Source organism: Exiguobacterium sp. s129, assembly GCF_018617585.1.
Classification (GTDB): Bacteria; Bacillota; Bacilli; order Exiguobacteriales; family Exiguobacteriaceae; genus Exiguobacterium; species Exiguobacterium aestuarii_A.
Window position 1 is genome coordinate 144927 of record NZ_JACSKL010000005.1, and the last position, 12064, is coordinate 156990.

General features: G+C 48.2%; 12 protein-coding genes and 1 other annotated feature. Of the genes, 7 read left to right on the forward strand and 5 right to left on the reverse strand.

The features are described from left to right. Nucleotides 1–71: 71 nt before the first annotated feature. Together KNO92_RS07845 and KNO92_RS07850 are read left to right on the forward strand one after the other, a co-directional pair. Nucleotides 72–749 carry a uracil-DNA glycosylase gene (locus KNO92_RS07845; protein ID WP_214695906.1) on the forward strand — a complete coding sequence of 226 codons (678 nt, stop codon included), beginning with the start codon at nucleotides 72–74 and terminating at the stop codon, nucleotides 747–749. Nucleotides 750–892: 143 nt separating this feature from the next. Next, nucleotides 893–1086, forward strand: a binding site (T-box leader). A gap of 45 nt (nucleotides 1087–1131) precedes the next feature. Next, nucleotides 1132–2691, forward strand: a complete 1560-nt coding sequence (locus tag KNO92_RS07850; RefSeq protein ID WP_214760773.1) for an aromatic amino acid hydroxylase — start codon at nucleotides 1132–1134, stop codon at nucleotides 2689–2691. A 43-nt stretch (nucleotides 2692–2734) separates the two neighbouring features. Here KNO92_RS07850 and KNO92_RS07855 read toward each other — a convergent pair whose 3' ends face one another. Continuing rightward, nucleotides 2735–3733, reverse strand: a complete 999-nt coding sequence (locus KNO92_RS07855) for an alpha/beta hydrolase (RefSeq protein ID WP_214760775.1) — start codon at nucleotides 3731–3733, stop codon at nucleotides 2735–2737. 30 nt (nucleotides 3734–3763) lie between these two features. Further along, a complete protein-coding gene (locus KNO92_RS07860; protein WP_214695912.1) occupies nucleotides 3764–4585 on the reverse strand; it encodes a Cof-type HAD-IIB family hydrolase in 822 nt (273 codons plus the stop codon). A 125-nt stretch (nucleotides 4586–4710) separates the two neighbouring features. Here KNO92_RS07860 and KNO92_RS07865 point away from each other — a divergent pair, with 125 nt between their 5' ends. From KNO92_RS07865 to KNO92_RS07880, 4 genes are all read left to right on the forward strand, one after another. Then, nucleotides 4711–5403 carry a response regulator transcription factor gene (locus tag KNO92_RS07865; protein WP_026824524.1) on the forward strand — a complete coding sequence of 231 codons (693 nt, stop codon included), beginning with the start codon at nucleotides 4711–4713 and terminating at the stop codon, nucleotides 5401–5403. Continuing rightward, complete coding sequence (locus tag KNO92_RS07870; protein ID WP_214695920.1) at nucleotides 5400–6779, forward strand: sensor histidine kinase; 1380 nt, start codon at nucleotides 5400–5402, stop codon at nucleotides 6777–6779. The genes KNO92_RS07865 and KNO92_RS07870 overlap by 4 nt, the downstream gene beginning before the upstream one ends. 66 nt (nucleotides 6780–6845) lie before the next feature. Next, entirely contained in the window at nucleotides 6846–7211 is a 366-nt protein-coding gene (locus KNO92_RS07875) for a DUF1499 domain-containing protein (RefSeq protein WP_214695922.1), read from the forward strand. Next, on the forward strand, nucleotides 7208–8632 hold the full coding sequence (locus KNO92_RS07880; RefSeq protein ID WP_214746981.1) for a dihydrolipoyl dehydrogenase family protein: 1425 nt from the start codon (nucleotides 7208–7210) through the stop codon (nucleotides 8630–8632). Before KNO92_RS07875 ends, KNO92_RS07880 begins: the two co-directional genes overlap by 4 nt. A 32-nt stretch (nucleotides 8633–8664) precedes the next feature. Here the strand turns inward: KNO92_RS07880 and KNO92_RS07885 are convergent, their stop codons facing one another. The 3 genes from KNO92_RS07885 to KNO92_RS07895 all read right to left on the reverse strand — a co-directional run bounded on the left by KNO92_RS07885 (nucleotide 8665) and on the right by KNO92_RS07895 (nucleotide 10482). Continuing rightward, on the reverse strand, nucleotides 8665–9444 hold the full coding sequence (locus KNO92_RS07885; protein ID WP_214760777.1) for a flagellar motor protein MotB: 780 nt from the start codon (nucleotides 9442–9444) through the stop codon (nucleotides 8665–8667). Further along, nucleotides 9422–10204, reverse strand: a complete 783-nt coding sequence (motA, locus tag KNO92_RS07890) for a flagellar motor stator protein MotA (RefSeq protein ID WP_214695928.1) — start codon at nucleotides 10202–10204, stop codon at nucleotides 9422–9424. The genes KNO92_RS07885 and motA overlap by 23 nt, the downstream gene beginning before the upstream one ends. Before the next feature lie 86 nt (nucleotides 10205–10290). Next, nucleotides 10291–10482 carry a hypothetical protein gene (locus KNO92_RS07895; protein ID WP_224862903.1) on the reverse strand — a complete coding sequence of 64 codons (192 nt, stop codon included), beginning with the start codon at nucleotides 10480–10482 and terminating at the stop codon, nucleotides 10291–10293. A 200-nt stretch (nucleotides 10483–10682) separates the two neighbouring features. On the opposite strand from KNO92_RS07895, the gene KNO92_RS07900 reads away from it, so the two are divergent. Then, complete coding sequence (locus tag KNO92_RS07900; protein ID WP_214760780.1) at nucleotides 10683–12062, forward strand: TrkH family potassium uptake protein; 1380 nt, start codon at nucleotides 10683–10685, stop codon at nucleotides 12060–12062. Nucleotides 12063–12064 lie beyond the last annotated feature (2 nt).

Genomic DNA, 12064 nt, shown 5'->3' on the forward strand with positions numbered 1-12064 from the left:
ACGAGTCGATTGACTCGTCTTTTTGTATGCACGCATTTTGGGTATCATACAAAGGGAAAGGGGGGTATGCAATGGGAGAGCAGTTATCGAGTCGTTTACTTGGAGATTGGACAGACATCATCCAAGACGAGATGAGTCAACCTTATTTCCAACAGTTGAAGCAATTCGTCGATCAAGCGTATGAAGAGACAATCGTTTATCCAAACCGTGAAGACATTTGGAATGCGTTTATTTACACGAAGTTCAGTGACGTGAAATGCGTGATCTTAGGGCAAGACCCGTATCATGGACCAAACCAAGCGCATGGTCTCAGTTTTTCGGTACAGGATGGGGTGCGTTTCCCACCGTCGTTACGAAATATTTTTCAAGAACTAAAGGACGACATCGGGTGTGACATGCCGGAGAGTGGGAATTTAGAAAAGTGGGCGAAACAAGGAGTCCTCCTCTTGAATACAGCGCTGACGGTCGAAGCGGGAAAGGCGGGCTCGCATCGTGGGAAGGGGTGGGAACAATTCACCGACTCGGTGATTGAGCGGCTTGGGAGTCGTGAAGAGCCGATTGTATTCATCCTGTGGGGGAATGACGCCAAGAAGAAAATGAAATGGATTGGGGAGCAGCATAAAGTGCTCACGTCCGTTCACCCGAGCCCACTATCATCCCATCGTGGATTCTTCGGATCGAAGCCGTTTTCTCAAGTGAATGACGCTTTAAACGAATGGGGACAGTCCCCGATTGATTGGTGTCTTTGACAGTCTACGAAAATTCGTAGACTGTTTTTTGTTGACGCATCGAAAAACCTTTGTTACAGTAACTAACAAGACGTCACTTTAGTGCTTAAAAGCATATATGCATAACAGCATAACTGTATAAAAGATAGAGAAATGAATACGTAGTAGAAGCGAAGAAGGAACCGAAGTAGAGACATCTTCCCTGGCCCAGAGAGCGTGTGGTGCTGCGAACACGCCCAAAAGATGAATCGAATTACAGTTCCCGAGCTCTCATGATTGAGCGGTCCCCCGTTATCGGATGAAGCGGCTAGATAATCTCTAGCAACCAGGGTGGTACCGCGGCTTTGTCGTCCCTATCGATTGAATCGATAGGGATTTTTTTGACTTTAAAGGAGGACTTCACATGTTGACACAATCGATTCCAGCACATCTTGCCCCACATATTTCACCGCAGTTTTACAATGAATACACACCAACGGATCACGCCGTCTGGCGTTTCGTTTTAAGCTTGAATCTGCATACGTTAGAAGGAAAGGCGCACCCGTTTTACATCGAAGGATTAAAACGGACGGGAATGGGACCAGACCGATTACCGAACGTCGAACAGATGACGGATGAGATGCGGGCAGCGGGATGGTCGACGGTCGCAGTGGATGGACTCATCCCAGGCGTTGCTTTCTTTGATTTCCAAGGAAACGGAATGTTGCCGGTCGCGACGGACATTCGAAAAGTCGAGAATATCTTATACAGTCCAGCACCTGACATCATTCATGAGGCGGCAGGTCACGCGCCGATGTTGATGGACCCGACGTTCTCGGCAATCGTCAAACGTTTCGGTCAACTAGGGGCGAAGGCGTTCATGAACCGAGAAGAGCATGCTTCGTTCGCGGCGTTGAAACGTTTGACAATCGTGAAAGAGAACGCCAACTCAACCGAGCAAGACATCGAGGCGGCAGAACGAGCGGTACACGAAGCGAAAGCACAAGTGACCGGTTTTTCAGAGGCACAACAAGTCGCACGCATCTTTTGGTGGACAGTTGAATTTGGATTGATTGGTGACCTTGAGAATCCGATGATTTACGGGGCGGGCCTCTTGTCATCTGTCGGTGAAAGCCGTCACTGTCTGACCGATGCGGTCGTCAAACATCCATTTGATTTGGAGCATGCGCTACAGACGAAGCAAGACGTGACGAATATGCAAAAAGAACTATTCGTCATTCCAGACTTTGAGACGCTTTCTTCCGTTTTAGATGAATTAGAGGGGAGAATGGCCATTCGAAAAGGTGGGGTTGAATCGGTCACAAAAGCATTGGCGTCGGGAAGTCAATCGACGATTCGACTCGAGGACGGTTCAGAACGTGTCGGCATCGTTCGCCATATGACAGAATCGAAGGAACATACGCTTATCCAATGGGATGAGTGCGCAGTCGTACAAAGTGGTCAGTTGACGAAACGAGAACGTCACGGACTTCTCATTGTCCATGACACGGAATCTGCGTTAGACCGCGATGATCTCCTCGAAGACGGAACGACCCTTCGTCAAGCATGTGCATTGGACATGCTCGAAGGTGTGACCGTTCAACTAGAAGGACGGACGATCTCACTCGATTCACTCGAAGTACGCGTCGATTCACTTCCATCGGTATTCCCTGGAACGACGGTGGAAGAATTGACGATCATTGAAAAACCGGTGATCATCGAACGGGATGAACGTGTATGGACGAAAGATGACCCGATGTTCAATCGCATTCACCTCATGCGTGAACGCGGCGAATCGATTGATGGTCTCGTTCCAGACATTTTATCCGAACATCCAGATGCGTGGTTGTTACACATTGAATGTCTGGAGTTAGTAGAAAATGAGGAATTGAAGCAGGCCTTGATTGATCGACTTGAAGCACTTCGTCATACATCTCCTTCTCGAAATGAATTGATTGGACGCGCGTTTGAACTGTTGCGCTAACGAAAATAAGCGACGTTCTCCGAACAGAGAACGTCGCTTATTTTTATACGGATTGATTCGTCGTTTCACGTAAGAACGTGATCAGACGGCGATACGTCGAATTTGCCGCCGGGCGGTCCATTTCGAAGTAATAGTTATGACCGAGTTCGTGTTCGTTCCGGTCATAAAATACAGTCGTCACATCCGTTCGACCTGAGAGAATTGTTGCAAATTCTTTCGCCTGATCTTCAAACGAATGGTCGTTTCCGTCAGCGATAAACGTCGGAACGAATGTGGCAGGTACGTTGACGAGTGGCGAAGCTTCAGCGACGACCGGGAGTGTTTCCCAGTTGTATGTGCCGAAATAAGCCCAACCGATGCGTTTGAACAAGAAGCGGTTCACAGATTTCGATGATTCGAGCCATGAACGTTTCAAGTCGAATGGTGCAGACAATAAGATGGTTCCAAGGATAGACGATTTCGGTACAACTTGTCTGACTTCGGCCGAAGGCGAGTAGTCGTTATTCAACTGAATCCCGACAAACTGTGCAACGAGCTGTCCACCGTTCGAATCACCCGCGAAAAAGACGCGGTCCAAATCGAGACGGAATCGATCGTTGTTTTCAGCGATGAATGCATACGCTTCTTCCATTTGCTGAAGTGGTGTCGGATACGTTACATCTGGCGCAAGCGCGTAGTTGATACTGACGACGTTGTAGCCGTTACTCGCAATCGAGGTGGCGTATTTTAAGACGTCAGATTTATCACCACCGACGAATGAGCCACCATGCACCCAAAAGATTGTTGGGACAGGTTTTCGGTCGCCTTCATAGCGAATCAAATCAAACGTCCCGTTGTCATAAGAAGACAAGTAGTCGATGTCTTTTCGGACAGACGTCTTTTGAACGACTTCCTCGAATCCCTTCATCTCCACTTCGTTCCCCCCTGCGAACGAAGTTTTGATTAAACGTGTTGCTGGTTTAGGTGAAAGGAACACATAAGCCGCTCCCGCGACCGCTGTTCCAATCAGCCCGACTCCAGCGCGTTTCAACCCTTTATTCATCTTACTTCCTCCCTTTCTACAAACAGAAGCTTATTGCGTGACGAGTACGTCCGCCATGTATGTCTCGATGACATGCGCAATTCCGTCTTCGTTGTTTGACTTCGTAATGAAGTCTGCTTTCCCTTTGACTGTCGTATTGGCGTTACCCATCGCAACACCGAGACCTGCCCATTCAATCATCGTCAAGTCATTGTTTCCATCACCGCAAGCGATGACTTCTTTCTGGGCGATGCCGAGTTGATCTGCTAGGAAAGCGAGGCTTGTCCCTTTTGTGACACCGGCTTCCGTGAACTCTAGGAAGAACGGTTTTGAACGAGCGACGGCCAATTTTCCAGCCAACTCTTCTTGAAGCTTCGTCTCGATCGGAGCAAGTGTGTCACCATCGGCAAGCATCAAACATTTGACGACTGGTGCGGTCACGGCTTCTTTAAAGTTATCGACATGAACGACCGACATACCTGTCAATTCACCTTCGATATCCGTATACGGGTTCGGGCGATCGGTTACGATTTCGTTACCGACGTACGTATGAATCGCGATTCCTTCCCGTTCACTGATATCATGGAGATGGGCGACTGTGTCCGGTTGAAGCGTACTCGAGAAAATTTCCTCGTTCGTCGCGCAATTGATGACCGATGCACCGTTGAACGATAAGATGAAGCTACCGTACTTCGCAAGTTCCAATTCACGGGCTGCATCCCACATCGCAAACGTTGGTCGGCCACTCGCGAGCACGACTTTATAGCCGCGCTCTTGCGCATCGAGAAGTGCTTCTTTTGTTTTAGGGGAAATCGTATGGTCGCTCGTGAGGAGCGTATCATCCATATCCAATACAATCATCTTGTAACTCATAGTAGTAGGGGGTCCTCCTTCAGAATCTAATGACTCCATCCTAAACCTTTTTAAGGTCAATTGACAACCTTGTCGCAAAAACGTAACTATAATGTAGAGAAGTGAACTCTAGAAGAGGTGTAAATATGAATCGAATTTTAGTAGCTGAGGACGAGCATGCGATTCGCAGCTTCATTATTGTAAATTTAAAACGAGCCGGTTTCGATGTGTTCGAAGCGACGAATGGACGAGAAGCGGTCACCGCATTTGACCGTGAACCGTTCGATGTCGTCTTATTAGACGTTATGATGCCAGAGATGGACGGGTTCGAGGCGTGTGCGGCCATTCGAGATATCGATGAAAACGTCGGGATCATCATGTTGACGGCACGAACGCTCGAAGAAGATAAAATCGAAGGCCTCGGAAAAGGCGCGGACGATTATATCGCCAAGCCGTTCAGTCCAGGCGAATTGGTGGCACGCATTCAAGCGCTGCTGCGACGTGTGGAAAAAGTGAAACGAAAAGACTCGAAGCGGTTGAAGTCAGGCCCATTCGCGATTGATCTTGCGGCGAAGCAAGTGACGAAGTATGGTCAATCGATCGATTTGACGCCGACGGAGTATGACTTGATTTGTCATCTCGTTCAAAACGAGGAAATTGTTTTATCGCGTGATGCACTACTCGATGCGGTATGGGGCGTCAACTACTTCGGTGACCGCAAGACCGTCGACGTCAACATTCGTCGATTGCGTCAAAAAATCGAAGATGACCCGAGTCATCCGATTTACATTGAAACATTATGGGGTCACGGATATAAATGGCGGAGACATGAAGCATGAAACAACAGTTAGTCATTCGCATGATGATTGTCGTGACGATCGTCTTGCTTTTACTCGTCAGCGTCTTGTCTTACGGGACATATCGATACTATTACGAGTATGAGTCGGAAGCGTTACTCAGTCATGCGACCACGAGTGCATATTTATATCCTCAAGCCCAAGTCGGGTTTGAGACGCCGAGTGCCTTTTCCGTTCTCGTCCGGACATTCGGATATCCCGGAACCGATTTGACGATTGTCGACCAGAGCGGTTCCATCGTCAAGACGACCGGTCAACGGACGAGGCAGGCATCTTTTTCACAAGAACAATTGCAAGAGCTGTCACGAGGGGAGTCGGTCGTTCAGGACTATGACGTCGGTGACGAGCATTACTTATCGGTCACCAGTCCGATTATGACGAACGATACGTCAGAGTTTGCGATTAGCTTTACACGCCCGCTCGAAGACCTAGACACGCTGATTCGTGAGATTTGGATGACCGTCGTCATGATTGGTGTCCTCATCTGGTTACTCGCGCTCTATACGGTCATTCGAATCGCTGATCGTTTCGTCCGTCCGATTCGTCAAATCATCGAAACGGCGGATGAGATGGCTCAAGGTGATTTCGACGTCGCTGTGGAGTCGAATGAGAAACATGAGCTTGGGGCATTGGCTCGGACACTCACGTATTTAGGTGCGAAAGTACAGCAGCACCAGTCGACACGTAATGAGTTTCTCTCGAGCGTCTCCCATGAACTGCGGACACCGCTCACATCGATTAAAGGATGGACGGAGACGATTCGAGGTGGCGATGAGAAATTGTCTGAAGAAACGGAGCTTGGTCTGAGTATCATTCATTCGGAAACAGAGCGCATGATTGGTCTTGTGGAGCAGCTTCTCGATTACACGAAGATTGAAGAGAGTCGATTGGTCTTGTATCGTCAGGAACTCGATTTAGTCTCCTTGTTGCGAAAAGTGACGTTGCAATTAAAGCAGTCGCTCGAAGACAAAGGCATTACACTCATCGAACGTTATCCTCAAAAGTCAGTCGGGCTATTTGATGAGAATCGATTGAAACAAGTGTTCCTGAACATTCTTGAGAATGCGATTCGCTTTTCACCGGATGGCGGGACATTGACCATTCGTTTCGTTCAATCAGAACGTGTCGCCTTCATCTCGATCATCGATGAAGGTCCTGGTATCTCACGTGAGCATTTGCAGCGTATCACCGAAATGTTCTATCAGGCCCATGTGACGGAAGGGAGTAGCGGTCTCGGACTCGCCATCTCCAAAGAGTTGATTGAGGCACATGAAGGAAAACTCGTCATCGAGAGTGAGGTCGGACACGGGACGACCGTGACGGTTTTATTACCTCTCGACCCGAGCGAACTACATTAACAGGGTTAAACCTCCCGAATTCAGGCTACATATATAGATGTATGTAGAATGAGGGAGGTTTTTGTTATGGCCAATCAGTCATTGAAGCCGTTAAAAGGAAGTCCAAATGCCGTCTCGACGCAAACCTCGATTGAAGAGTTACGCATGTCTCCTCTCCCATATGCGGGGAGTCGTGGCCAATCAATTGAAGCGATCAAGATGGCAATGAACCAATTGCCACGGGCCGAACTGATCAAAGAAACAGATGAGGGCCTTCATTATGTGGTGACCTCGAAAGTGATGCGTTTTAAAGATGATGTGAATTTTCTATTTGATGATTCCACTCAACAAGTCGAGTTTCGGTCTGCGTCACGTGTCGGCTATTCAGACTTTGGCGTGAACCGGAAGCGGATGGAAGATGTGAGTGAACGATACCGGAGGTTGATTCGATGAAGGACTATCAGTTGATTGTCATCGGCGGTGGTGCCGCTGGGATGACGGTAGCAGCAGGAGCAGCGAACTTAGGCGCAAAAGTCGCGCTTGTTGAAAAGAACAAACATTTAGGTGGCGACTGTCTGCACGTCGGATGTGTCCCGTCGAAAGCATTGATTGCCGCCTCGAAAGAAGCGAATGCGATGATGCGCGCGGCCCGTGTTCTCGGAACGGAATTTAACGGAGGCGAGCATTATCAAATGTCGAAAGCACGAGTCGACAAGGCGCGGGCTATTATCCAAGACCATGATGGGACAGAACGTTTTGAAAAGATCGGGGTCGACGTGTACATCGGAGAGGCTTCTTTCCAAAGCCCGACAGAATTGAAAGTCGGGGACGATTTATTGATTGGGAAAAAATTCGTCATCTCAACCGGCTCAAAACCGACAGTCCCTCCAATCGACGGATTGGATCAAGTCCCATACTTAACGAACGAGACGGTTTTTGAAGAAGAGACGCTTCCGGAAAGCCTCATTGTCATCGGTGCCGGGACAGTCGGCCTCGAGCTAGCACAATCGTTTGTTCGACTCGGCTCGCAAGTTACGGTACTCGAGGCACAGGATGCGTTCTTGCCAAAAGAAGACGAAGACGTCTCAACTTACCTAAAATCTCAACTCGAGATGGCGATGCGCTTAAAAATCGGCGTGAAGGTCAACCGGGTCGATGAAGTCGACGGGCGCATTCGTGTCACGACAGAGGTGGACGGCGAGACAGTCGAATATGAAGCAGATAAACTGCTCATGGCGACAGGGCGTGTGCCACGCATCGACGCGCTTCGTCTCGATCGTGCAAACGTTCAAGTGACGAAAGGATACATCGATGTCTCTTCTTCGTATCGGACGTCACAACCGCATATCTTTGCGATTGGCGATACGATCAAGACGTTACCGTTCACACACGCGGCTGGCGAAGAAGGGAAAGCGGTTGTCGCAAACGCACTGTTTGGACTATGGAACAAGGTAGATTACAGTAAGCTACCGTGGATCACGTTCACAGATCCCGAAGTATTTCACGTTGGGATGACGGAGAAAGAAGCGCGTGAGCGTTACGGGGATGACATCGAGACATATGAAGCGAAACTGTCGGAAGTGGACCGTTTCATCGCCGAACGCCAAGAGGCGGGCTTTGTCAAAGTCATCACGAAGAAAAATGGAAAGATTATCGGGGCACATGCGGTTGGTGAATCAGCTGGCGACTGGATGCAAATCGTCGTCTATGCAATGCAACGCGGCGATAAGATCGGCAAGTTGTCACGCATGATTTACCCTTATCCATCGCGCAGTGAAGCGGTGAAGAAAGTGACGGATCTCTACTGGCGGAAACGCTTGTTTGAAAGTCCGCTCACAGAACTTGCGAGACGTTACTTCAAATTGACGCAATAACACAAATCACCCACTCGTTTGAGTGGGTGATTTTAGTTCGGTAAGGTGATTGTTTCAATCATTTTCGGTTCGCCCTCCGATAAGTCGACGAGCGGTTTAATCAACACTTCGACGCGTCGGTTTTTCGAACGACCTTCTTCTGTATCGTTCGTGGCGATTGGTTTGAATTCCCCGTAACTTGCGAGTGTAAACTGAGCCGGGTTCAATGCATCATTCGTTAATAATCCACGCATGAATGCCGTCGCACGTGCTGAACTGAGCTCCCAGTTCGATGGGAAGCGGGTCGTGTTGATGGGGATGTTATCCGTATGACCAGAGACGACAATTTCTCGCTTTCCAGCCTTCTCTAAGATTTGACTGATGTTTTGAGCCACATTTTGAGCATCAGCATCAAGTGTCGCTTCTCCTAAGTTGAAGAGGGCGCGATCTTGAATCGTTAAGACGAGACCACTTGAGTTAATCGTCGCTTTAATTTGGCTCTCTAATCCATTCTTCTTAATATATTGGTTCACATCTTCTTTTAACTCATCGAGCTGAGCGAGTTCGTACGTGCGCGGATTGGCGGTCGTATTCGTTTTATCCGTCCGACTGATGTCGCTGTTTGAGGCGGTCGAAGCTTGGAAGACACTGACGCCCCCAGAGAATACTTGGTTGAACGAGCGCGACATTTTCTCGAGCTTCGTTTGGTCGATGTTACTCGATGCGAACAATACGATGAAGAGGGCGAGTAAGAGCGTCAATAAGTCGGCATAAGGAATGAGCCAACCTTCTGGAATATGTTCTTCATGATCATGCTTCTTTTTGCGTTTCATAGTCAGCTCGCTCCTTTGGAGACAAATACACAGACAGCTTATCTTCTAACGTTTTTGGAGATTCACCGCTTTGAATCGATAAAATCCCTTCAATCATCATTTCTTTGATGATGACTTCGCTCTTCGAATATTGCTTCAGTTTATTGGCAAACGGGAACCAAAGCACGTATCCGGTGAAAATCCCGAATAGTGTCGCGACGAAAGCCGCCGAAATGGCGTGTCCGAGTTTTTCAATATCTGATAAATCTTTCAGTGCGGCGATCAATCCGATAACGGCTCCGAGTACCCCGAGCGTCGGCGCATACGTCCCGGCCTGGGTGAAGATGTCGGCGTTCGCCTTATGACGCTGTTCCATGTTTTCGATATCACGTGACATGACTTCCGCAATATACTCAGAAGGTTGACCGTCGATAACCATCATCATGCCTTGGCGTAAAAACGGTTCTTCGACTTGTTCGAGTGCTGTTTCAAGAGATAATAGACCCTCTTTCCGAGCTTGTGTCGATAAGTCGACGAATTGTGTAAGCAATCCAGATTTACTTGGGAGTTCTTGTTTTCTGAACAAGATTTTAAATAACTTCGGTACATTTTGAAGCTGTTCTTTGGAGACGGCGATACTGACTGCGGCGGCTGTACCGACGAAAATAATAACGATTGCGGCAGGGTTGATCAGCGGTGCGATACCCGCTCCTTTTAATAGCATTCCACCAACGAGGGTGAGGAACCCGAGTATGAGCCCGACTAACGTGACGACATCCATGTCTTTGTTTTCCACCTTTCCGAAATAAATCAGGACAAAAAAAGCGAGAGACGCTACTCGTCTCCCGCAACATGCGTTCCCGATGATTAAGCGCCGTTTTCATCAATCAGCATTTGAATGCTGATGTTTCGTTCTTCACGCTCTATATCGGTTAATACGTCGTATTTTTTTAACAATGCGTACAATTGATTCACGACTTCTTGCTCAAGTGACCAATTGAGTAACTCTTCTAGCTGAAAATAAAGGTGAGCGGGCATACATTGTGATTGTCGCTCCAACCTTCGCGAGACATCCTCTATCGAATGATCTACCGTACTAGGGTCCACGGTTTCATTCAACCTCCTCAACATTCTTAAAGTCTATCTCCCATAATACCAAAAATTTGAGGAAAGCGTTAGAGATACATTTTCTTGTTGGCATTTAGAAAGGCGAGGAGTAACATGAGGCTTAGAATAACTGAAGTGAAGGGGATGTCGTGATGCGACATAGACTGTCAGCGCGTGAGATGCGCTTGAAGCGAATCGAGGTACTTTATCGAGTCGTGTTTGAAAAACCTGCCCGCTTTATCGCGGGAGGATTTTTACTTGCGATTTTTATCGGGGCAACACTTTTATATATGCCATTTGCTCAAGAAGAACCAGTTTCTTGGATTGATTGTCTATTTATCGCGACTTCTGCAGGTACCGTGACCGGATTGTCGACTGTCGACATCGGTTCGTCATTCAACTTGTTCGGGGAAATGGTGATTGTCGCCCTGATTCAAATCGGGGGTCTCGGGTTCATGACGATCGCGTTGATGCTCCTCAGTGTATTAGGGAAGAAAATTGGATTGAAACAACGGATTCTCTTACAAGAGTCGCTAAACTTAGCCGGACCCGGTGGAACGGTTCGTCTCGTGCGAAATATCGTCTTCACGACGGTCATCGTTCAATTTATCGGGATGCTGTTTTTGACATTCGAGCTATATAGTACAGAGAGCTATTCTTTCGGTGCGGCACTCTACTATGGCTTTTTCCATGCAGTCTCCGCCTTTAACAATGCGGGCTTCGCGTTATTTCCGGACAGTCTGATGTCATTTGAACAAAACACGGCGATTGTCGTGACGATCGCTCTCATGATCATGATTGGGGGTCTCGGGTTCACGACGATTGCCGATGCGACAGAAGTGCGAGGGTGGAAGCGTCTCGCTCTCCATTCGAAAATCATGATTCTATCCCTTTTGGTCATCAATGGGGTAGCATGGTTCGTGCTCATGATGTTTGAGTGGGTATCAAATGAAGGCTCTCTCTATGGGCGGTCCATCGGTGAGGCGCTACACGTGACGTTTTTCCAAGCCGTGACGACACGTACGGCCGGTTTTAATACGATTGATATCGCAACGATGGCACCTGCCTCAATCGGCTTGATTTTAATTTTGATGTATATCGGGGCCGGTGCAGCTTCGACAGGGTCAGGGATTAAAGTGACAACGCTAGCGGTCATCTTCGCGGACATGTGGGCGTTCATTGCGGGTAAGAAAGAAACGGTGATCATGGAGCGGACGATTGATGCGTTTCAAATCAAAAAGGCATACGTTGTCGCCATCTCGAGCTTCTTCTTCATCCTGATCATTACGACACTCGTCATTTTGACAAACGGTCACATTCCAGCGAGCGCCATTCTGTTTGAGACGGTGTCGGCGTTCGGGACGGTCGGGTTATCATTAGGCATTACTGCTGATTTGAATGCTGCCGGCAAAGGGTTCATCATGTTCATGATGCTCCTTGGACGTGTCGGATCGTTGACGATTCTCTTCACGGTCGCACGACAAGCCGACCGGAAGATTCGCTATCCGAAAGAGAAGATTTTGATTGGTTAATC

Coding starts and splice junctions, on each gene's coding strand:
- KNO92_RS07845 (WP_214695906.1), top strand. CDS start 72: ATGGGAGAGCAGTTATCGAGTCGTTTACTTGGAGATTGGACAGACATC.
- KNO92_RS07850 (WP_214760773.1), top strand. CDS start 1,132: ATGTTGACACAATCGATTCCAGCACATCTTGCCCCACATATTTCACCG.
- KNO92_RS07855 (WP_214760775.1), bottom strand. CDS start 3,733: ATGAATAAAGGGTTGAAACGCGCTGGAGTCGGGCTGATTGGAACAGCG.
- KNO92_RS07860 (WP_214695912.1), bottom strand. CDS start 4,585: ATGAGTTACAAGATGATTGTATTGGATATGGATGATACGCTCCTCACG.
- KNO92_RS07865 (WP_026824524.1), top strand. CDS start 4,711: ATGAATCGAATTTTAGTAGCTGAGGACGAGCATGCGATTCGCAGCTTC.
- KNO92_RS07870 (WP_214695920.1), top strand. CDS start 5,400: ATGAAACAACAGTTAGTCATTCGCATGATGATTGTCGTGACGATCGTC.
- KNO92_RS07875 (WP_214695922.1), top strand. CDS start 6,846: ATGGCCAATCAGTCATTGAAGCCGTTAAAAGGAAGTCCAAATGCCGTC.
- KNO92_RS07880 (WP_214746981.1), top strand. CDS start 7,208: ATGAAGGACTATCAGTTGATTGTCATCGGCGGTGGTGCCGCTGGGATG.
- KNO92_RS07885 (WP_214760777.1), bottom strand. CDS start 9,444: ATGAAACGCAAAAAGAAGCATGATCATGAAGAACATATTCCAGAAGGT.
- motA (WP_214695928.1), bottom strand. CDS start 10,204: ATGGATGTCGTCACGTTAGTCGGGCTCATACTCGGGTTCCTCACCCTC.
- KNO92_RS07900 (WP_214760780.1), top strand. CDS start 10,683: ATGCGACATAGACTGTCAGCGCGTGAGATGCGCTTGAAGCGAATCGAG.